The sequence below is a fragment of the Caldanaerobius fijiensis DSM 17918 genome (genome assembly GCF_900129075.1).
GTDB classification, from domain to species: domain Bacteria; phylum Bacillota; class Thermoanaerobacteria; order Thermoanaerobacterales; family Caldanaerobiaceae; genus Caldanaerobius; species Caldanaerobius fijiensis.
In genome coordinates this window covers 12,460-35,255 of record NZ_FQVH01000012.1, presented here as the reverse complement: position 1 = coordinate 35,255, position 22,796 = coordinate 12,460, and the positions used below count along the sequence as shown (strand labels likewise).

20 protein-coding genes are annotated in these 22,796 nt (G+C 40.7%); 1 reads left to right on the top strand and 19 read right to left on the bottom strand.

Annotated features, from left to right (window positions below):
- Positions 1-13: 13 nt before the first annotated feature.
- The 13 genes from BUB87_RS06600 to BUB87_RS06540 all read right to left on the bottom strand — a co-directional run bounded on the left by BUB87_RS06600 (position 14) and on the right by BUB87_RS06540 (position 13,925).
- Positions 14-427, bottom strand: a complete 414-nt coding sequence (locus BUB87_RS06600; protein ID WP_073343102.1) for a biotin/lipoyl-containing protein — start codon at positions 425-427, stop codon at positions 14-16.
- A 16-nt stretch (positions 428-443) separates the two neighbouring features.
- The gene (locus tag BUB87_RS06595) at positions 444-821 is read right to left on the bottom strand and encodes an OadG family protein (RefSeq protein WP_073343099.1); all 378 of its coding nucleotides are present in this window, start codon (positions 819-821) and stop codon (positions 444-446) included.
- 12 nt (positions 822-833) lie between these two features.
- On the bottom strand, positions 834-2,384 hold the full coding sequence (locus BUB87_RS06590; RefSeq protein WP_073343094.1) for an acyl-CoA carboxylase subunit beta: 1,551 nt from the start codon (positions 2,382-2,384) through the stop codon (positions 834-836).
- A gap of 111 nt (positions 2,385-2,495) precedes the next feature.
- Positions 2,496-2,984: a 2-amino-4-hydroxy-6-hydroxymethyldihydropteridine diphosphokinase gene (folK, locus tag BUB87_RS06585; RefSeq protein WP_073343091.1), complete on the bottom strand. Its 489-nt coding sequence runs from the start codon at positions 2,982-2,984 to the stop codon at positions 2,496-2,498.
- An 8-nt stretch (positions 2,985-2,992) separates the two neighbouring features.
- Positions 2,993-4,168 carry a dihydropteroate synthase gene (gene folP / locus BUB87_RS14965; protein ID WP_234945982.1) on the bottom strand — a complete coding sequence of 392 codons (1,176 nt, stop codon included), beginning with the start codon at positions 4,166-4,168 and terminating at the stop codon, positions 2,993-2,995.
- A gap of 68 nt (positions 4,169-4,236) precedes the next feature.
- Positions 4,237-5,907, bottom strand: coding sequence for a formate--tetrahydrofolate ligase (locus BUB87_RS06575; protein ID WP_073343088.1), 1,671 nt, complete (start codon positions 5,905-5,907; stop codon positions 4,237-4,239).
- A gap of 17 nt (positions 5,908-5,924) precedes the next feature.
- Positions 5,925-6,425 carry a thioesterase family protein gene (locus BUB87_RS06570; RefSeq protein WP_234945981.1) on the bottom strand — a complete coding sequence of 167 codons (501 nt, stop codon included), beginning with the start codon at positions 6,423-6,425 and terminating at the stop codon, positions 5,925-5,927.
- A complete protein-coding gene (gene ftsH / locus BUB87_RS06565; RefSeq protein ID WP_073343185.1) occupies positions 6,418-8,235 on the bottom strand; it encodes an ATP-dependent zinc metalloprotease FtsH in 1,818 nt (605 codons plus the stop codon). The genes BUB87_RS06570 and ftsH overlap by 8 nt, the downstream gene beginning before the upstream one ends.
- Before the next feature lie 59 nt (positions 8,236-8,294).
- Positions 8,295-8,837, bottom strand: coding sequence for a hypoxanthine phosphoribosyltransferase (gene hpt, locus BUB87_RS06560; protein WP_234945980.1), 543 nt, complete (start codon positions 8,835-8,837; stop codon positions 8,295-8,297).
- Positions 8,830-10,215, bottom strand: coding sequence for a tRNA lysidine(34) synthetase TilS (gene tilS, locus BUB87_RS06555; RefSeq protein WP_073343083.1), 1,386 nt, complete (start codon positions 10,213-10,215; stop codon positions 8,830-8,832). Before tilS ends, hpt begins: the two co-directional genes overlap by 8 nt.
- 20 nt (positions 10,216-10,235) lie before the next feature.
- Positions 10,236-11,102 (bottom strand): protein kinase domain-containing protein, encoded by an 867-nt coding sequence (locus BUB87_RS06550; protein ID WP_073343080.1) that lies wholly within the window; start codon positions 11,100-11,102, stop codon positions 10,236-10,238.
- Positions 11,099-11,779 carry a VWA domain-containing protein gene (locus tag BUB87_RS06545; protein ID WP_073343078.1) on the bottom strand — a complete coding sequence of 227 codons (681 nt, stop codon included), beginning with the start codon at positions 11,777-11,779 and terminating at the stop codon, positions 11,099-11,101. Before BUB87_RS06545 ends, BUB87_RS06550 begins: the two co-directional genes overlap by 4 nt.
- A gap of 55 nt (positions 11,780-11,834) precedes the next feature.
- Positions 11,835-13,925 (bottom strand): SpoIIE family protein phosphatase, encoded by a 2,091-nt coding sequence (locus BUB87_RS06540; RefSeq protein WP_073343075.1) that lies wholly within the window; start codon positions 13,923-13,925, stop codon positions 11,835-11,837.
- Between the two features lie 166 nt (positions 13,926-14,091).
- On the opposite strand from BUB87_RS06540, the gene BUB87_RS06535 reads away from it, so the two are divergent.
- A complete protein-coding gene (locus BUB87_RS06535; RefSeq protein WP_159432372.1) occupies positions 14,092-14,577 on the top strand; it encodes an HD domain-containing protein in 486 nt (161 codons plus the stop codon).
- Here the strand turns inward: BUB87_RS06535 and BUB87_RS06530 are convergent.
- The 6 genes from BUB87_RS06530 to BUB87_RS06505 form a co-directional block, all read right to left on the bottom strand.
- Positions 14,574-16,529 (bottom strand): GTP-binding protein, encoded by a 1,956-nt coding sequence (locus tag BUB87_RS06530; protein WP_073343070.1) that lies wholly within the window; start codon positions 16,527-16,529, stop codon positions 14,574-14,576. The genes BUB87_RS06535 and BUB87_RS06530 overlap by 4 nt on opposite strands.
- 106 nt (positions 16,530-16,635) lie before the next feature.
- Positions 16,636-17,247 carry a class I SAM-dependent methyltransferase gene (locus BUB87_RS06525; protein ID WP_234945979.1) on the bottom strand — a complete coding sequence of 204 codons (612 nt, stop codon included), beginning with the start codon at positions 17,245-17,247 and terminating at the stop codon, positions 16,636-16,638.
- 6 nt (positions 17,248-17,253) lie between these two features.
- Positions 17,254-17,784: an ECF transporter S component gene (locus tag BUB87_RS06520; RefSeq protein ID WP_073343067.1), complete on the bottom strand. Its 531-nt coding sequence runs from the start codon at positions 17,782-17,784 to the stop codon at positions 17,254-17,256.
- Between the two features lie 90 nt (positions 17,785-17,874).
- The gene (locus BUB87_RS06515; protein ID WP_084110983.1) at positions 17,875-19,791 is read right to left on the bottom strand and encodes an ABC transporter ATP-binding protein; all 1,917 of its coding nucleotides are present in this window, start codon (positions 19,789-19,791) and stop codon (positions 17,875-17,877) included.
- Positions 19,784-21,520: an ABC transporter ATP-binding protein gene (locus BUB87_RS06510; RefSeq protein ID WP_073343065.1), complete on the bottom strand. Its 1,737-nt coding sequence runs from the start codon at positions 21,518-21,520 to the stop codon at positions 19,784-19,786. Before BUB87_RS06510 ends, BUB87_RS06515 begins: the two co-directional genes overlap by 8 nt.
- Before the next feature lie 191 nt (positions 21,521-21,711).
- Positions 21,712-22,740 carry an aldo/keto reductase gene (locus BUB87_RS06505; protein WP_073343062.1) on the bottom strand — a complete coding sequence of 343 codons (1,029 nt, stop codon included), beginning with the start codon at positions 22,738-22,740 and terminating at the stop codon, positions 21,712-21,714.
- Between the last annotated feature and the right edge of the window lie 56 nt (positions 22,741-22,796).

Here is a 22,796-nt window from a genome sequence, read left to right as displayed (position 1 = left end):
CACCTCTCCTGCATTATTTCAGGACTAAAAGCACATCACCCGTATTGACAGATGCACCTTTAGATACCTGAACTGATACCACGGTACCATCCTGTGGCGCTATTATTTCGTTTTCCATCTTCATAGCCTCTAAAATCATCACCACATCGCCTCTTTTTACGGCCTGTCCCTCTTTAACGCGAACGTCCAGTATAGTACCTGGCATAGGCGCATTGATCTTAAAACCGCCTGCAGGTACAGCTTTCTTAGTTTCTGCTGCTGGTTTCTCTTCTTTAGTAGCTTTTGGAGCTGATACTTCAACCTTAGGCTGATTTACAGGAACATCTACCTTAGGCACAGTTATAGTTTCCTCACCGGCATCCAACTTGACCTCTTCCACTAAAACCTCATATGTGTTGCCATTTACAGTGACATTAAATTTTTTCATAAGTATACCTCCTATCTCATATTCTTGAATTTATAATATCATTTCTACCGGCCATAGCCCATGTTGACCCAACCTGTCCCACTTTTTTTATGGATCTTATCCTTAATTTGAAGTCCCCGGCGCCATATGCAGCTATAGCAGCCGATATCACTGCAATAAGCTCTTCGTCTTTTTCACCGTTTGTATCCTCTACCGGAACATCTTCATCAGCTAAATATTGGCCTTCTTGGTTGCTTTGGCCCATCTCCTCCGATGGCTTATTTGGCTGACTATCCCCTTTTATGTATTTAAACAATAGTATTACAATGCTTAATACTATCAATACAGCAAATACAATACCCATACCGAGGACCGTTATCATTATATTCTCTTCCAGAGATTGAATAAAGCTCATAAAATATCACCTCTACAAAGGCATATTGCCGTGCTTTTTGGGCGGCCTGCTTTCCCTCTTGCCCGTTAACATCTCAAAAGCAGCGATCAACCTGGGTCTGGACTCTGCCGGGACTATGACGTCATCTACATATCCTCTGGCAGCTGCCCTATAGGGGTTGGCAAATTCGGACCTGTATTCCTCTATCTTCTGCTGTCTGGTGGCAACAGGATCTTCTGATTCCTCTATCTCTTTTCTAAACACGATATTAGCTGCTCCTTCAGGTCCCATAACAGCTATTTCCGCCGTAGGCCACGCATAAACCACATCAGCGCCCAGTTCTTTGCTGCACATAGCTATATAAGCTCCACCATAAGCCTTCCTTATTATCATTGTAACCTTGGGTACCGACGCTTCAGAATAAGCGTACAGCATCTTGGCACCATGCCTTATGATTCCCCCGTATTCTTGATCCGTTCCTGGAAGGAATCCAGGGACATCCACCAGATTTAGAAGCGGAATATTAAATGCATCGCATACCCTTATAAACCTCGCAGCCTTATCAGAGGCATTGATGTCAAGGCTCCCTGCAAATACCTTGGGCTGATTAGCAACAATGCCTACTGTCCTGCCATTCAGCCGACCAAATCCCACTATGATATTCTGCGCAAAGAAAGGCTGAATTTCAAAAAAGTCACCATTGTCAACGATCTTTGTTATGATCTCCTTCATATCATAAGGTTTATTGCTATTATCCGGTAATATATCGTTTAAAGATTCCTCTATCCTGTTCAAATCATCATCAGTGCTGTAATAGGGAGCTTCCTCTAAATTATTCGGTGGTAAATAGCTTAAAAGCTTTTTAACCAGCGCGATAGCGCTTTTTTCATCAGAACCCACCAGATGCGCTACACCACTCTTTGTATTATGGGTAATAGCGCCTCCCAACTCTTCTGCTGTGACATCTTCGCCTGTAACGGCCTTTATCACCTGTGGTCCTGTTATAAACATCTGGCTGGTCTTATCAACCATAATTATAAAATCAGTCAACGCAGGCGAATATACAGCGCCACCAGCGCATGGACCCATGATAACTGTTATCTGAGGTATTACCCCCGACGCCATGGTATTTCTGTAAAATATGCTTCCGTACCCCGATAATGCATCTACGCCTTCCTGAATCCTGGCACCTCCCGAGTCATTTATACCCACAATAGGTGCGCCCGTCTTCATGGCGAGATCGAGCACCTTACAGATCTTCTTGGCATGCATCTCGCCTAAAGAACCACCTATTACCGTAAAATCCTGGGCATACGCGTATACCAGCTGGCCATTTACTGTCCCGTATCCGGTAACAACACCCTCTCCCGGAGCTTTTGTATTGGCCATGTTAAAATCTGTGCTCCTGTGCTCCACGAAGGCATCCAGCTCTACAAACGATCCTTCGTCAAAAAGCATTTGAAGACGTTCTCTGGCTGTAAACTTGCCAGCGGCGTGCTGTTTTTCAATTTTTTGATCGCCTCCGCCTTTTTCAATGGCCTCTCTTCTGGCCCGAAGCTCTTCTATCTTCTGCTCAATACCCACAACTCATACCTCCATTCTATACTCATGTGATCTTGTTTGTATTGTAGCGCCTCTCTTCTGTCAAAATTTTTAGCCAAATATTCACCCATTGTAATTATTATACCACCATATCTACAATAGTGGCAAGTTTTTGAGCTTTTTTATACCCTGTTCTTTTAATAAATCTATATAATATGCAACAGGTTTTTTATTCAATACTATATCAGGGCGGATTTCGCCAAGGGGCACCAGTACAAACGCTCTCTTCAACATCTCTGGATGGGGAATAACCAGATCCTCATCCGATACATATATTTCATCATACAGAAGTATATCTATATCAATAGTCCTAGGTCCCCAACGTATATTTCGCTGCCTTCCCAGATCCCTTTCCACGGCATGTATAATATCCAGTAACTGGTGTGGAGAATAATTTGTCTGCACCTCCAGAACAGCGTTTAAGAAATTTGGTTGCTCTATATACCCTACGGGAATGGTCTCATAAACAGAAGAACATCTTACTATTTCTATGCCGGCATCTTGAAGGGCTGCTATAGCTTTTTTTAAAAATCCGTATCTATCTCCCAGATTGGAACCTATACTTAAATAAGCAATCGGCATAAAAATCACTACCTTACCATAGCATCTGTCATCCTGGCGACCCTGGCCATTTCTTTAACGTCATGCACCCTTACTATATCCACACCCTGTGTTATACCATATGCAACTGTTGCCGCTGTGCCTTCAATCCTATCACCCACCGGCAATTCAAGCACATGCCCTATCATGGATTTGCGCGATGTACCAAGCAGTATCGGTAAACCAAGACTTTTAAATTCCGAAAGGTGTTTCATGACGTACAGGTTTTGTTCCGGACTCTTGCCAAAGCCTATCCCGGGATCTATTATGATTTTATCTCTGTTCAAACCTGCTTTTACAGCTATATCCACAGAACGATGCAAAAAGGCCAGATGTTCTCCTATAATATCTTCGTATTGTCGGTCATTTTTATTAAACATCACGACGACAGGAACATTGTGCTCCGCTGCCACTTTAGCCATGGCTGGATCTCCTTGTAAACCCCACTGATCGTTTATTATATCTGCTCCAAGTTCAATGGCGCGCCTGGCGACCTCTGCTTTGGTTGTATCAACGGATATAGGCACTTTAATCTCCTTTACGAGCCTCTCTATCACAGGTATAACTCTATGAAGTTCTTCTTCCAGAGGGACAGGTGTATAACCCGGTCTGGTAGATTCGCCACCAACATCAATGATATCGGCGCCCTCATCCACCATTGCTTTGGCGCGGTTTATCGCTTTTTGAATATCAGTATATTTCCCCCCATCAGAAAAAGAATCAGGTGTCACGTTTAATATCCCCATTATGTACGTTTTTTTGCCAAGTGGCAGCTTATACCTTGGAGTTTCTATAGTTGCAGGTCTTTTAACCCGATTGTTTAAAAGCTCACCAAAAATCGCCCCTATATGATCCAGCCCAAAATAAGGCTGAGCTTTAAGTTTCTCGATCAGCATCTTATATTGTTTAAAAGTACCCATAACGATGACATCCGTATGTTCTACAGAGCAGTTAACACATCCCCTGTGTACCGCTACATCACCGCCTAAGGACAGCATCTCCTGCTTTAATATATTAGCAGCGACAGCTTTCACCTTATTTACCTTTACAATTATATAGTCCATCTTATCGGCTAGTATCTCCAGCGCCCCTTCGCTTACACCAATCCTCTTTAATTCGGACATTGCATCTTCTCTGCTATAAAAAGGCATAAATCGGCCTTCCAACTGTCTTCCCCTCCTCTCTCTTACTTAACGCAAAAACACCACTGCTATATCATTGAACTTTTATTATCTTAAAAAAGACCGGTTATTTCTCCATTTTCATTTACGTCAATGTTTTCGGCAGCAGGATGCTCAGGTAATCCGGGCATAAGCATGATATCGCCCATTATAGCTACGATAAACCTTGCTCCTGCAGATAAGTACACTTCCCGCACAGTGACCTCAAATCCATCAGGAGCTCCTAAAAGCCTGGGATTATCAGAAAATGAGTATTGCGTCTTAGCAATACATACAGGCAATTTATCCATACCCATCTTGGTGATTCTTTTTATCTCTCTTCTAGCTTCTGGCGTATATAAAACACCAGAACCGCCGTACAACTCTTTTGTGATTTTTTCAATCTTTTCTTCAATGGAGAGATCTAAATCATACAAAGGTTCATATTTGCTCTCCTGATTTTCCAGTACGCTAAGTACCTCCTGAGCCAATTGTATGCCGCCTTCGCCGCCTCTTGCCCACACGTCAGTAAATACCGCTTTTACACCTATTCTCTTGCACATCTCTGTAAGTAATTCCACTTCGTCAGGTGTATCTTCCGCAAAAGCATTTATGGCTACTGTGACAGGCACCCTGTATTTTCTCATGTTTTCTACATGCCTTTTAAGGTTATCAAAACCCTTGTGCAGGGCATCGAGGTTTTCCTGTGACAGCTCGCCTTTTTTAACCCCTCCATGCATCTTCAGCGCTCTTATGGTGGCAACAACTACTATTTCATCGGGTTTCAGCCCGCCCATTCTGCACTTGATATCGAGAAACTTTTCCGCGCCAAGGTCCGCTCCAAAACCAGCCTCTGTGACCACATAATCTCCCAATTTTAAAGCCATTCTAGTTGCAATGAGACTGTTACAGCCATGGGCTATATTGGCAAACGGTCCGCCATGAATAATCGCCGGCACCCCTTCAATGGTCTGGACCAGATTAGGCTTTATAGCGTCTTTGAGAAGAGCAGTCATGGCCCCGTCTGCTTTAAGATCTCTTGCCGTAACGGGATTGCCCTCTGTGTCATATGCCACGATAATATCTCCTAAGCGCTTCTTTAAATCGGCAAGGTCTTCAGCAAGGCATAGTATCGCCATTATCTCCGAAGCCACTGTTATAATAAAGCTATCTTCTCTAGGGTAACCGTTTCGCTTACCTCCAAGACCTACAACAATCTCCCTTAGCGCCCTATCATTCAAATCCAGAGCCCGTTTCCAAAGTATCCGACATGGATCTATATGGAGTTTATTGCCATGGTGAATGTGGTTGTCTATCATAGCAGAAAGCAGGTTGTGAGCAGATGAGATGGCGTGGATATCACCGGTAAAATGGAGGTTTATATCTTCCATAGGGACCACCTGAGAATAACCTCCGCCGGTGGCCCCTCCTTTAAGGCCCATACATGGGCCAAGGGACGGTTCCCTCAAAGCAACGACAACCTTTTTATGTAATTTAGCAAGAGCCTGTCCTAAACCGATAGTTACAGTAGACTTGCCTTCCCCCGCTGGTGTAGGATTAATTGATGTAACCAAGATCAACTTACCATTAGGTTTGCTTTCCAGCTTTTTTAGCAGTTCCAGGGATATTTTTGCCTTGTACTTACCATAATACTCTATATAATCTTCAGATATGTCCAGCGATCTCGCTATATCTCCAATGGGTTTAAGTTTTGCGTTTCGCGCAATTTCGATATCGCTCAGCATGATACCAAATACCACCTCTACCTATTTAATTTGTTTTCACATTTTTCCATAAATTTATCTACGTCTATTATGTATCTTTCATGGGTACCTTCGCCTATTTTCTCCACCTCATCGTAGGCTTCAACCTTAAATGTTAGCCTTCTATTATCTATATTTATAAGTTCAGCATATATCCTTATTTTCATCCCCAGCGGAGTAGGCCGTAAATGCTTGACAGCTATATTGGTGCCCACTGTAGCCTTATCACCGGGCAAGTGCAGCTCCACCGAGAACATAGCAGCTTTTTCCATAAGCGATATCATGGCAGGTGTCGCCAATACTCTGACACTGCCACTGCCATAGGTGACCGCCAGGTCTTTTTCTTCCACAATAGTCTCTATAGTTGAGTTCAAGCCAACCTGTATCCCGTACTCCAATAATCTCACGACCTTTCTAAAATTTTTTCTAAAATTTTTAATCAAACCTATTATAACAAAAAAAATCAAAAAAAACAGGGTTTTAAAAACCCTTTTATGCACTAGCAAATACTTCCTCAAACTCTTCTTTGTTCAGTTTTTCTTTCTCTATAAGCGCTTTAGCCACACCGTGAAGTTTATTTATATTTTCACTTAACAACTCTTCCGCCCTTTTATAACACTCTTCAATTATACGCCTCATCTCGCTATCAATTTCAGCAGCTACCTCTTCACTATAATTTCGAGCCCTCCCTAGGTCTCTACCTATAAATATCTCATCCCTATCTGAACCGTATATCATGGGCCCGAGTTTTTCACTCATGCCGTACTCTGTCACCATCTCACGGGCGATTTTCGTAGCCCTCTCCAGGTCATTTTGAGCGCCTGTGCTTATATCGTTCAGCACCAATTTTTCAGCAACTCTTCCCCCTAATAGCTGCACGATTTGATCCAGCATCTCAGACTTGGATATATAATACCTGTCTTTTTCCGGAAGGCTCATAGTATAGCCGCCCGCCCTGCCTCTGGGTATAATAGACACTTCGTGAACAGGATCAGCATGAGGGAGTAATTTGGCTACGACGGCATGACCCGCTTCATGGTACGCCGTCAGTTTTTTATCTTCCTCAGTTATAACCCTGCTCTTCTTCTCAGGACCCGCAATAACCTTAGTAATGGATTCTTCCAGTTCTTCCATAGATATCTGCTTTTTGCCTCTTCGAGCAGACAAAAGAGCAGCTTCATTCATAAGATTCTCAAGATCAGCTCCTGTAAAACCTGGCGTCCTCTTTGCCAATACTTTTAAATCTACATCAGGAGCTAGGGGTTTATTTCGGGAATGCACTTTTAATATCTCTTCCCTCCCCTTCACATCGGGTATACCTACCACCACCTGTCTATCAAATCGCCCGGGTCTCAAAAGGGCGGGGTCCAATATGTCGGGTCTATTGGTAGCAGCAAGGATTATAATACCCTCATTTACACTGAAACCATCCATTTCCACCAGAAGCTGGTTTAGCGTCTGTTCTCTCTCATCATGGCCTCCTCCCAGACCAGCACCTCTATGGCGTCCCACAGCATCGATCTCATCAATAAACACTATACACGGTGAATTTTTCTTGGCTTGCTCAAATAGATCTCTCACTCTTGCTGCGCCAACGCCCACAAACATCTCCACAAAGTCAGATCCACTGATACTAAAAAAAGGCACACCTGCTTCACCGGCTACAGCGCGGGCTAATAGAGTCTTACCGGTTCCGGGAGGCCCAACCAGTAAAACTCCTTTAGGTATCCTCGCCCCTAACTCTATGAACTTCCTGGGAGATTTTAAAAACTCTACAATCTCTTTTAATTCCTCTTTTTCTTCATCGGCTCCTGCCACATCATTGAAAGTAACCCTTCTTTTATCTTCATTAAGCATCTTTGCCCTGCTCTTGCCAAAGCTCATCACTCTACTCCCGCCGCCTTGTGATTGCTGTATAAATATCAACCAAAATATCACAAACAGTACGATAAATGCGGCAGTGGGCAACAGCTGCAACCACCACGGCGGCTCAGATACGGGCTGCGGATTAACTACAAGGCCTCTATCTATATAAGGCTGTAAGAACTGGCTGAAACTGGTGGTATCCAGTATATAGCTTTGAAATCTCGTACCATCTTTTAATGTCCCCATCACATTTTTATCTATAATAGTTAGCTCGCTGACGTTGTTATTCCTTATCTGTTGCACCAATTGTGTATAATTATATTTTAGCGGTTGTTCTGGCGTAGCTGTTCCCCATAGTTGCACAATGGCGTATATAGCTATCAATACCAGAATGTAAAAACTGGCGCTTTTCAAGAACTTATTCAAGCCTTTGCCTCCCCTCATTACATTATATGACAAAGATATTTTACCATATAAATTTACAAAAAACAAATTAGGTTAGTTTAATCATTATATATCTCCGGTTTTAACACCCCTATATAAGGAAGGTTCCTGTACTTTTCAGCATAATCAAGGCCATACCCCACTACAAATTTATCAGGTATAGTAAAGCCGACATAATCTACTTTTACATCGGTCATTCTTCTCTCAGGCTTATCCAGGAGCGTACATATCTTTATACTCCTGGGACCTCTCTCCATGAGATTTTTTCGCAAATAGCTCAAAGTAAGGCCGCTGTCTATTATATCCTCTATAATGATGACATCCTTATCTTGTATGCTGTGATCCAGATCTTTTATAATCTTTACAACTCCTGATGAACGAGTGGAAGCGCCATAGCTGGATATAGCCATAAAATCTATAGTGATGGGAAGATCAATATACCTTATCAGGTCTGATATAAACATGATAGCACCCTTTAAAACTCCTATGAGTACAGGCTCTTTGCCAGCATAATCACGTGTTATAATCCGGCCGAGCTCTTTAACCTTGTCTTTTAACTCATCCTCACCTATCAATATCTCTGAAATATCCTGTTCAAACATCGCTACAACCTCCTTCATAACTCAAAACCAAAAATTTTCTTGTCTTCTCTGTTACCTTATATTTTTCATTAATTCTATGCCCTACAATCCATACTATTTCGTTCCCTGATGCAATTAACGGGATTTTATTCCTCATATCAAAGGGTATTTTTGCATCAATAAAGTAATCCTTTAGTTTTTTGCGCCCCTGCATACCAAAAGGTACTATATAGTCTCCATTTTTTCGCGTTCTAACCACCAGATCACCAGGGAGCTTCTCATAATCAAGATAAGCCTTATACCTATCTTTAAAATCAAGCTGAACGCTGGCTTCTATGGCCGCATAAATGCGGGCATTTAATTCGCCAATATAGGTCTCACCGGGTATAATGAGATTATACGAAAAATCGGTTGCGGCCAAAATACTTGACGAAAGGAAAAATTTGATTTTGCCGTACTGCAATCCCACACAGACATTACCAGGGATATCTATGCGCTCACCGGTCCTCCCTCGCTGAGCAAAATCCATAATGTAGTTTATATGCTTAAATTCTATATTCAGGTCATGGCCTTTTACGGCCTGAATCGCCTTTTTTATAAGACGTCTTTTAATAGCCGGCTCCAGTTCAATAAATTCCTTTAAGTCAATCTGTACAATATCCCGGCTTTCAGAACATATCTTTTCATAAGCTTCCTGAACCTTCTTCTGAATATAATTGTCTTCCTCCCGCAATATCTCTGCCGTTTGAGCAATTGCATCGGTTATTCTTTTATTAAAGTGCTCTTTTAGATATGGTATGAGCTCAAGCCTTATCCTGTTTCTGGTATAATTGGCTTCATAATTGGTATGATCTATTCTATACTTCAAGCCATTTTCTTTAATATACGCTTCTATATCCTGGCGCTTTGACTCGATAAGAGGTCTTATGATATCTCCCGAAACCGGACTCATACCGGTTAACCCATGCATACCACTGCCCCGTAAAAGGTGAAGCAATACCGTCTCGGCCTGGTCGTCCATATTGTGGGCCACCGCAATTTTATCTGCATTCAATTGCTTTTTAAGTTCCCTGAAAAAGCTGTACCTTACATACCTGCCCGCTTGTTCTAAAGTCATATGCAAATCTGATGCCACTTTGGCCACATCTTCTACTTTAACATAAAAAGGCAAGCCAAGGTCTTCTGCCATATCCCTGACAAAGCGCATATCTTCCTCAGCCTGCAATCCCCTTAATTGATGATTAACATGTGCGACAAAGAGAGTCAGATCATACCTTTCCTTAAGTTTAAATAAGATATGTAAAAGGCACACAGAATCAGGGCCGCCCGATACTGCCACAATTATCCGGTCTCCCCGATGAATCATCTCATATTTTTTTATCGTATCCTCTGCTAACACATTGTTTCCCCCAGGTGCATTTATAATATAGTATTATACCATATCAACACAAATAAAAAAAGAAAAACTAGGCCCACTGTCAAAAATATATTCAAAAATTTATCAATTTTTGCAGCGGCCATGTTCTCCTTCTTGTAATTACTGTAAGCATAATCAAATACTCTGTTAACATCTTCTCCTTTAAAGCACATCTCTACGATATTATACACAACCGGGGATGTAAACTTAATATTACGGAGCAAATCCTTTAGCTCACATCTATCAGGATTACATCTTCTGCCAGATAAGAGCTCCAATAGCAATATTCCCAGGCCAAATAAATCATAAGCCCTATCTGCCTTTCTAAGTCCATAACCCCATGATGCTCTGTCAAATCGAGGAGTATATTCTTTAACTCCCATTCCAAATTTCATCAGGCCACCGATATCTACGATGCGCAGGAGTTTTTTGTTTTTATCTATCATAATATTTTCAGGTTTAAGATCTGCATATGCATAGCCTTTTTTATGAAATTCGCCAAGCAATTTTAAAAGAACCACAGAAATCCCAATGACATTTTTAACTGAAAGCTTATAACACTTTAGAAAGCTCTGCAGATTGTCACCATGTATATATTCCATCACAATAAACCCGGCTTGTCCCGAGAGCATATCATCAAGCCCATAAACATAAGGTATATACTGAAGGTGAGAAAACTCTTTTAAAAGCCTGTACTCTCTAGCTGCATTCATGACATTATCAAAAACCTTTACCGCATATTTCTGGCCATCGTCCATGCACTTGGTCAAAAAAACAATCCCAAGGCCGCCTTCACCTAATTTTTTTATGACTTCATAGGATTTTTTGCTCCAGCGGCCCTTTATAATATCCCCTTCTCTTATCCTCATAGCGTGTATTCACGTAGTTCAGGTTGCTTCACCAGCATGGAAATGGCCTCTCTTATAGCGATAGCCGTAGGCGTACAGCCTCCTGTACCTACAGAAGTTACGATTTGCTCTAACTCCTGAGGATCGTCGGTAAAATCACAGAGTACCTTTACCATACTGTCAATCCCCGGGAATTGGAGTAAAGCTACTGAAAAACGTCCTTTTCGACCACTTAAAGTCTTTAAAAGATCTACGACGCTGACCCTGGCAGCATTGATCTTGTATAACATGCTGCCGCTGGTATCCATTAAAATCGCCATTTCTACATCGGTTTCATCTGCCAGTGACTCTATATAACTGCTCACCTGGCTCCTTACGATCGGGTTGATATCTTTTAAATCTTTACCTATTATACCCTTTATATGGCTGTTTACTATCTCCTCTATCGTCACCTGAACTGATTTTTGGGTCAACGCCTGCATGGTCTCCGATAATTCTTCTATACGCGTAAGCTCGTATAAGCCTCCACCCGCTCTGGCGATCTCCCTGACCTCTGTAGCTCCCACATCATCTCTGTCCATGATGCCAATAGAATTTACTATTATACCCATTTTTTTCGCGTCTGCCGCAGCATCTACCGGATTGCCCCCTACATTAGATTTGCCGTCCGTAACAAGAGTAATGAGTTTTAGTGGCATATTATTACCTCCTTTTTTAGTAATTATTGCCACCAAAACTCACCATTATACAACCTTACACCGCTACTATCTTAGATACCATAACCGTCATATCATCTTTAACATTTCCTCTTGTCAGTTTTAGCGTCTCTTCAGATATTTTTCGAGCCATCTCCTGCGGTGTCCCATCTATCTCTTTCAGCAGCTGTTTCAGCCACTGTTCTCTTTTTATGAAATCGTTAGCATCCAGAATGCCATCGGTGACCATTATCAGCATATCCCCATCCCCTAAAATACTATTTTTCCCTGATACATCTACATTATTTAATATACCAAGGGGCAACTGATGGGAGCGGATTACGTCCACCATCTCTTTTCTTTTTATAAAGGTGGAAGAAGAACCCATTTTTATAAACTCTGCTTTTCCAGTATATTTATCAAAAAGGCACATATCCAGTGTGCTGAAGCACTCCAGATTTCTTAGGGCCATAAGGGCGTTAACACATTTAACAGCTGCTTCCTTTGTAAAACCTGCTTTACTAAACCGTTCTACCAGCTTTAAAGCCAATTTGCTTTCGCTGGCAGCTTTTGCTCCTGTCCCCATGCCGTCGCTTAACGCCATCATATACTTGCCGTAAGGCAACTCAAGAAAGCTAAAATTATCACCATTTACCGGCTCTTTCGACGTGCTCACAACAGCCGTAATCACATCGTACTTATCAGCTTCTTCTAATCTTAAACTACACGTCCTCATCTTTTCATCTATGGTACAACTATCTCGCAGAGGAACCATTCTTTTACCTACACATTTGGATACAATAGGGATTATGCTCTTCAAACATTCTTTGCTGCCGTAACACACCTTTTTCGCTATCTGTACTTCCACTCTGTCGCCTTTTTTCAAAACATATACATCTTTGATATCAAAACCGTGGCGATCCAGTTCCACTTTTATACTATCCTCAACATCGTTTAAGAACTCTACTTCCGCGTTCATATCATCAGATAGATTTCGCAATATTGCTGATATACCCTTAAATTGCTGTGCCAAAATTTTTAACCTATTGTCCGCATAATCGTTATTTTGTATTTCCTCCCCGGCTTGTATAAGCTGTTCCATGTCTTCTGCTATTTCACCGAATATATCCGACAAATCTCTCACTTTTTCACAAGACATCTTTTTCACCCTGATACTGTAATCAGCCAGAGCCTTTTGTTTATTTACAGCCTTATCCACGTATTCGCTCAGGGTATAAATAAAGGATCTGGGCAGCAATATAAACATCATTATAGAAGCAAGCACCTCATAAAAGGTCATCTGTGCACCCAGTGAAGGAATGTAGGTATACATAAGCCCATAACTAAAGACAAAACCCAGTACGGAACCTGTCTTACCTAATTTATTAAACAAACCGGAAAACAAACCCGCCAAGCCATATGTAGTAATAATCACAGGGTTTATACGAGCCAGATTTGAAATAAAACCCGCAACAAGGCCTGCAGAACAACCTACACCTATACCGCCAGCAAAGGCAGATGTAACTACGGCCAGGACAGAGAGTACATTGGCTATAGAAAATCCTGCAACTTTCACCTTTGAAAATCCGGACAGGATAATACCTGCTGTAATGGCAAATGCTATTATTTCTTCTTTTGACAGCACTCTTCTATTGACCTTTGCTATGGCAGGCACACACTGATAAAAAACAAAAGTCATAGAAAAGCACACCGCTGCACTCAATACATAAATTATAAAGTCATAGAGGATAAAGTCATTTATCAAGTCAATACCCAATATACCAAATTGTAATATTGATGAAACTATTGCATATATTGTAATATCACGATCTTTAATAAAGAAATAGGAAATAGTAAAAGCTGTAAATGCAACCGCATAATATAACGCGCCAAACAAACCAACAGTTAAAGCAACACCCAAAATAACAGGCAGTGCAATTATCATATACCTTTTTTCTTTTTTTAATGCAGCAGCATAAAATGCGAGACCAAATGGCAATGTCTGGTCAAAAAACAGCGACCTCGAAACAAGAAAGCCAAACAAAATAATTAATGCCATCCCTGCATCCAATCGTAAATTTATTTTCTCTCTTCCTTTCATCTTATGTGTATAAATCCTCTGGTATGGAAGCAATTCAATGCGTTCCATCACAATTCCCCTCCCCAATTATTGTTTTTACTGGATTATATCACCATATCGCAAAGTTGTATGTATATTTTTGGCAACGGACAAAATTTTTTATCGACAATATTAAACGAAGACTAGCGATATGATAAAATAAACTTTAAAATACATGTTTAGAGGTGATAATAACTTGAATTATCTTTATAGGGGTAAACAATTTTATACATACTATACAGCGAAAATTTATGATGAAGACTGGAAATTTCTGTCGAAATACCTCAATGACGAACAGCTAAAAATTTTTTTACAGCTACCACTGTATGAGCAGAGGCATTCTATAGATGTAGCTTATAGCGTTTTACACATGCGCCCTGATGCTTCTCGCGAGCTGGTTATAGCAGCTCTGATGCATGATATAGGGAAGGGAAATGCACTCACACCTTTAAAGAAGGCTTTAGCAGTATTGCTGGATAAGTTTATGCATAAGCTCGCAGTAAAACTTTCAAAGAGATGGTATTTCCTGTATATATACTATAACCATCCCGAGATAGGCGGTAAATTGGCAAAAAAAATCGGCCTTCCAGGCCGTTCAATATACCTCATTGAACATCATAACGATAGGGATCCCGCTGACGAAGATGTAATATTGCTTCAAAATGCCGACGGAAAAAATTAAAGAGCTCCCCTTACGCTCAAAATGTACTTGGACCTATCCAGAGGATTAACACCTATGCGCTTTCGCTCTATCACAAAACCTTCAGGGCACTCTTTATACTGCAAAAAACGGGTTGTCATATTGGAGCGGCCTTTTGTAGCTGATGACAGATGCGCCGGATAATTCATAGATGTAGCAAGAGGTATTTCTCCCTCTATTGTAGCCATACCCCTGGATATCCATGGACTGTTAAAAACAGCTCTCATTTGCGCCAGATCGTTTAAAACTTTACCCGCAAATTCCTCCGGAGTAATGATTTTAAAATACAATATGGGTTCTAGAAGCTTTACGCCGGTGTTAACAAGCCCGTCCATTATAGCCATAGGGGTAGCCACTACAAAATCCTGAGGATGGGTATGCATTACGTGATCCTCTCCGTCAATGAGAGTAACCTTAAGATCTGTGACCTCCCAACCATAGAGGCCTTGTTTAAGCGCCTCAGGTAATGTCCTCTCCACATCGTTTTGATACCTTTTGCGTATCTTATCCGTGCTCACAATGGATTTATAGACCAACCCGCTTCCACGTTCACCTGGTTCAATAGCAAAGCGCAATACTGCCCAGCAAGGTTTTGGCATGGTATAAGCTACAAAGCCTTCTCCCTTTTTAGCAGGTGTTTCTTTGTATATAACCATAGGCTCATCAAAGATCACTTCAATACCAAAGCGATCCTTCAATATGCTGTAGAGAATTTCGATCTGAATCGTGCCCATAACCTTTATGTGAAGTTCCTTTTCGGCCTGATGCCACTGAAATTCCAGTGTTGGATCTTCCTCATCCAATTCTTGCAGAGCTTCAACCAATTTGTAATAATCATTGTTATTTTTGGGACGCACCTGTACCGTAAGCAGTGGAACTGCCAATTTATGTTCAGGAGGAATGGCATCAGCACAACCTATTATATCACCTACACGCGCATCGATCCCACATACAGCTGCTATGTCACCCGCTCTAACCTCTCCTACGTCCTCATAATCATTGACGTGCATTTTGCGTATCTGAGCCACTTTTCCCTCCTTGCCCTGGGTGACATTATAAACCACATCCCTATTTTTCATAACGCCATCGTACAGCCTTACATATGAAAGACGACCCATAGTCTTATCTCTCTGGATTTTGAACACGATAGCCGACAACGGCCTGTTTTCATCACCACGTGGTGCCGGAAGAAAATCTATTATAGCGTCCATCAGTTGGGTTATACCTATGCCTTTTTGAGCTGAACCTAATAGTATCGGAAAAACCTCAGCCCTTCTTGCAAGCTCAATAGTTCTTTCTTTAAGGTATTGATTATCCAGAACCTGGCCATCAATATACCTCTTTAAGACCTCATCATCTACCCTTGACAACGTATCTATTGCATCATCAGATATTTCATTCTCCTGAAATATATCTATAACACCTCTAAATTGATTTTCTCGCCCTATGGGGTGCTGAACAGCAAATGCCCTATCAGTAAACATACCTTTTATCTCACTAATTAGCCCATCGGCATCTGCCCCTATCCTATCCATCTTATTTATGAAAAATATAGTAGGTATCTTCATCTTTTTTAAGGCATTCCATAACACCTCTGTATATGATTGTATGCCCTCAACAGCTGATATCATCAGTATCGCGCCATCTAAAACCCTCAGTGATCGCTCCACTTCTGATACAAAGTCTATGTGGCCCGGTGTATCTATGAGGTTTACGGTATAGCCTTTCCAGTTAAATACCGTCGTCGCTGCCAATACAGAAATACCCCTCTCCCTTTCTACCTCCAGGTAGTCGGTTTGAGCCGTCCCATCGTCAACACTACCTATAGCTCGTATTTTACCGCTTAAATACAGCATGTATTCAGTTGTGGTGGTCTTGCCTGCATCTACATGAGCTACTATCCCTATATTGCGCAATCTATCATTTATAGGCATATATTCTCCCCCGTCGCTTATTTTTCATTAACCATTATACTACCGATAAAAACGATGGGCAAATTTCTCAATGACGCAAAAAAGGAATGCTTAGAGCATTCCTTTTTTACCTATAACCTATAACCACATATTTTTCATCATCATCTATTATCATCTCTGGAGTCAGCTGACACTCTACCATGTATTCGGCAACTTTATCACCTGATGGCAATAAATCATCTGCCACATTTTCCCCTATTGAACGATGCAAGTTGTTGATTTTTTCTCTGCTCTCCGAATGACATATAACCAGCTTGCCTTGCGGTTTCAATAATGTAGAAAGCTTTTTAATACTGAGCTTCTTGTTCTCAAAGTGCGGAAACGAAGAATAACATATGATATCATCAAATAAAATTTCTGACTGATAATCCATTATATCGTTCTCAACAAAATGCACATTGCGGTATATATCTGCAGGGAATTTTTCTCTAGCTTTTTCCAGCATTTTTTCAGCAATATCCACACCTATATAACAGCCATTTTCTCCTATTTTATTTAATATATACGGTATTAAAACCCCTGTACCACATCCTACATCAAGAACTACAGCACCATCTTTTAAATTAATTAATTCAATTATTTCTTTAAGTTTCAAAGGATCGTGATAAACTCTCCTATCCCAGTCATGTGCGACCCTGTTAAAAAACTCTTTATTACTTATAGCGCTAATAACGCCCACCTCACTTTAAAAAAATCTTACTGTCGTTTTTTCTTTGTTTGAAATCACTATTCTAACGATTATAGGTATAAAAATGAGTTGAATTATTATACCCGGCAAAGCAAGTATAAAAAGGCTGGAAATAAATTTCACCAGACTAAAGACCTTATGAGTTATCAAAATTGCAATTACCCAGTTGCCAAGTATTGATACAATTCTGCCCAAAACCATCGAAATGAGCAATGATGGATATATAGCCCATTTAAACTTTCTAAAAGTCAACGAAATAATCACTGCATATGTAAAAAGCTCAAAAACCATTGCAAAAACCGATGGTATCGGCGGCATAGATGTTAAAAGAAAACTCAATAGTGGAGTTATAGCTCCTACAGCGCCGGCATATTGCCATGGGAGCAAAAAACCTGCAATCAATACTGGTATATGCATCGGCAAAAATATATTGCCACCCAGATTAAACATATGAAAAGCGATAGGCAACAGCACCCCTATACTCAACAATAGGGCAGACAACACAATATTATAACTTTTCGATTCCATAAAAAACCCCCTTTTTAGTAACACTAAATATAAAAGCGTGCTACTATCAATATAGCACGCTTTTACATAACCGTCAACATAAATTTGAGATTATCCGCCAAGCTCTGCTTCATAATCCTCATCTTCATCCATACCCTCAGGTATAGCAAACTGACTCATATACAGGTTATAATAAAATCCCTTTTGCTTTAGCAGCTCCTTATGTGTACCTCTTTCTATTATCCGTCCGTCATTTATTACCAGTATCACATCGGCATTTTTGATGGTACTGAGCCTGTGCGCTATAACAAAGCTGGTCCTTCCCTGCATCAGCTTTAGCATTGCATCCTGAACAAGCCTTTCAGTACGGGTATCAATATTGCTTGTCGCCTCATCCAGTATAAGTATTGCAGGATTTGATAAAATGGCGCGCGCTATGGCAAGGAGCTGCCTTTGTCCCTGGCTCAAATCGCTGCCGCCATCTGATAAAACCGTATCGTACCCGTGGGTCAAATGCCTTATAAACCTGTCTGCATTTGCAAATCTTGCAGCATTTTTCACTTCCTCATCTGTGGCTGATAGCCTTCCATATCGGATATTTTCGATCACAGGCTCTGAAAACAGATAGGTATCTTGCAAAACTATGCCTAAATTCGAACGCAGACTTGAGCGCTTAATATTCCTTATATCCACGCCATCTACAAGGATTTGACCTCTATCAATATCATAAAATCTGGTAAGAAGGTTCACAATGGTGGTCTTTCCAGCACCTGTGGGCCCAACCAGCGCAATTGTCTGGCCAGGTTTAGCATGAAAACTTACATCCTTTAAAACAGGCTCTCCCTCTTTGTATGAAAACCACACATTCTTGAACTCAACTTCACCTCTTATATCTTTTAACTCAATCGCATCCTGTACATCCTCTTTCTCTGGTAATTCGTCCATAATCTCAAAAACCCTTTCTGCCGATGCCACAGCAGATTGAATCTGGTTAAACTGGTTTGCCAATTCATTTATAGGCCGTGTAAACTGCCTCGAGTACTGGATAAAACTTGCAATCGCACCAATAGTAATAACTCTTTTTAAAGCTAAATATCCTCCGGCTACAGCTATCATTGCAAATGTGAGGTTGTTCAGAACATTCATCAGAGGTCCCATAACGCCTGCAAAAATCTGAGCCATTATACTTGACTTTCTCAGTTCTTCATTTGTTGATATGAATTTTTCTATCTCCTTTTGTTCTCTGGTAAAAACCTTTATGACTTTCTGTCCTGTAATGTCTTCCTCGATTAAGCCATTTAATCTGCCCAAAGCAGTCTGCTGTTGTAAGAAGTAGGCCGCTGTCCTTTTTGCAATAGCACTGGTCAAAAGCATCATAATAGGAATAATAAGCAACGTAAGCAAGGTCAAAATAGGGCTTAAAAAGATCATGACGATAGCCGTTCCAACTAACGTAATTACACTTGAGAATATCTGAACAAGGCTGGCATTTACCGTATTGCTTATAACATCTATATCGTTTGTCAACCTGCTCATCAAATCTCCGTGGGCCCGCGTATCAAAAACTTTTAGGGGTAAAGTCTGAAGCTTTGAAAATAAATCATTTCTCATATCAAAAATCATACGCTGAGAAATCTTCATCATGGCATAACCTTGTAAATATGAAAAAAGTGAATTCAAAATATAAACAACAACCATTGCAATGATAACTGATATCAAACCTTTAAAATTTTTAGGCACAATATAATCGTCTATGGCTTTTTTAATAAAAAGCGGACTAATAACTGACAAAATCGAGTTCACTATGACCATTGCAAAAACAATGATAATGCTTAATTTATATTTGCTCAAATACGCCCAAAGCCTTTTAATCGTGCCTTTCAAGTCCTTTGGTTTTGCTGCAGCTCCAAACCTGAAAGGACCTCTACCAAAACCTGGACCGGGCCCAAAAGGAGCCGCTGGACGGTTTTGATTTTCAAGACCTCTGCCCTGTGTCGATGATGTATTTGCAGCATTTTTATCAGGCATCTTGCGCTTCCCCCTCTCCAAACTGTGAATTATAAATTTCTTGATATATCGAACATGTCCTTAAAAGCTCATCGTGCGTACCGGACGCTACAATCTTACCTGAGTCCATAACTAAAATCTTATCTGCATCTTTGACCGTACTTATCCTCTGAGCAATCACAAACGTTGTAGTTCCTTTCATGTATTTTCTGAGGGCCATTTGTATCTTCTTCTCGGTTGCCATATCAACTGCGCTGGTACAGTCATCAAGGATTAAAATCTTTGGCCTTTTCAATATAGCTCTTGCAATTGAAAGCCTTTGTTTTTGTCCGCCTGAAAGGTTTACCCCCCTTTCACTTATCACTGTATCATATCCATCTGGAAATCCCATTATAAAATCGTGAGCTTGAGCCGCTTTCGCTGCCTCGACAATCTCCTCAATGCTCGCATCCTCTTTCCCCCAGCTTATATTCTCTTTAACTGTTCCTGTAAACAGGAGCGATTCTTGCAGAACTATGCCTATGCTTTCTCTTAAAACTTTCAAATCTAAATCCTTTACATTCTTACCATCAATCAAGACATCACCTTTTGTTGCATCATAAAGCCTTGGAATAAGACTCACAAGGGTGGATTTCCCCGCACCTGTGGTACCAATTATGGCGACGGTCTCGCCAGGATTTGCCACAAAGCTGACATCCTCTATGGCAGGTTCTGAATCGTTTTCGTCATAGTAAAACGTCACGTTTCTAAATTCCACTTTTCCGTAGACTATCGGACTTCTATCTGCATCCGCTTTATCTTTGATATCTATATCAGTTTCTAAAACCTCGTTTATCCTTTTGGCCGATGCGCTGGCTCTTGTTATAAATAAAAAGATGTTTCCTACCATTATAAGTGAGAACAAAATCTGTGTCATATAATTTATAAATGCCATAATCTCACCAACCTGCATCGTTCCAGCCTTTACCTGAAGCCCTCCAAACCATATAACGGCAACAATGCTAAAGTTCATAATCAGCATGAAAAGTGGCATTGTGAAGACAATAAGTCCAAAGGCTTTTAACGAGATATCCATGAGTTCCTCATTTGCATTGAAAAATCGAGTTTTTTCATGTTCATGCCGGACAAATGCCTTTACAACCCTCACACCCAAAAGGTTTTCCCTCATCACAGCATTGACCCTATCGATCTTACTTTGAACAGCTGAAAACAGCGGAAGGCTCTTTTTCACCATGATATAAAAAATGGCTATCAAAAAAGGAATAGCAAAGAGCAAAATAGCAGCAAGCCGGGCATTTATCATTACCGCCATGATGATTCCACCTATGCAAAGAAGAGGTGCCCTTACTACAATCCTCAATAGCATCATAACCAGCTCTTGTATCTGCACGACATCATTTGTAAGTCTTGTGATCAATGTTGCAGGTTTAAATTTGTCAATGTTCTTAAAAGAAAATGCTTGAACTTTTCTAAATAGGTCATTCCTTAAATCAAATCCAAAATTTCGGCTTGCAATACTGGAAAATACAGTGCTTCCAACGCCGCCTACCATTCCAATCAAAGCTATCAAAACCATGATGAGCCCTGTTCTGGTGATATATGAAATGTCCCCTCTTTGAATTCCCTCATCGATAATCTTCTCAAGGAACTTGGGTTGCATCAGGTCCATGATAACTTCAATCAGCATAAACAATGGTGCTAAAAGTGCAAATATCCAGTATGGTTTCAAGTACCTGAAAAGTTTTAGCATAAAAAACCCCCTTTACAAAATACTTTGATATCTAAATATATAAGCAAAAAATATAGCTTATTTAAAATCCAAGTATAAGCCAAATAACACGTTAAACCTATATTCAAATTATACTTGAATATCAAAGTAATGTCAACTAGGAATTAAAATAGCTTCAGTTCGTAATTTATAATATTTTTAATATCAAACTATCAATTTACTTTAACTTTACCCTCAAGAATTTTTTTGTAATCCTCATAATTCTTCTTTAACAATTCCGGCGTATCTAAGCCATATGGGCATTTGGTTTTGCACTGCCCGCATTCAAGGCATCCTTCGATTTTCTTCATCATTTCCTGTGCCCTCGGCGTCAGCCAGCTGTCAGACCGGGAACGTCTGATCAAAAGGGACATCCTTGCACAGGTATTTATCTCAATTCCGGCCGGACACGGCATGCAGTAACCGCAGCCCCTACAGAATTCCCCGCTCAGTTCCTGTCTGTCTTTTTCAATCAATGCCCTTCTTTCATCTGTTAACTGTGGCGGATTATCTATGTAACTTAAAAATTCATCCAGTTCTGTTTCCCGCTGTATACCCCATATAGGAAGAACATTGTCATACTGTGCTATAAATGCATAAGCAGTAGCAGAATCCGTAATCAATCCCCCGGCTAATGCCTTCATTGCAATGAATCCCATGTTCGCTTTTTTACATTTTTCTACCAGTTCAATTTCCTTTGCTGTAGACAGATAACTAAATGGGTACTGCAGGGTTTCATACAGTCCGGAATCGATGCATTCATGTGCTATATCCAATTTGTGACTCGTCAAGCCGATATGTCTGATCTTGCCCTGTTTCTTTGCCTCCAACATGCATTCATACATTCCCGATCCGTCCCCTGGTTTATAGCATTTGCTTGGATTGTGGAACTGGTAAATATCAATATAATCTGTCTTTAAGTTGGACAAAGAAGTCTCCAGATCTCGCCAGAATCCCTCCGGCGTATTAGAAGTCGTTTTCGTCGCTATGAAAACCTTCTCACGCATTCCCTCGAATGCCCGCCCTATCTTTTCCTCACTGTCTGAGTACACACGTGCAGTATCAAAGAAGGTTATACCTCCTTCGTATGCCTTCCTTAAAATTTTGACCGCAGTTTCCATATTTACTCTTTGAATCGGAATTGCGCCAAATCCATTGCGATTAGTTGTAATCCCCGTACTTCCTAATGTGATTTTCTCCATTGCTATATCCTCCCCTTTCTACCCAAAAAACCTTTGCCTTATATTCTAAAACATCT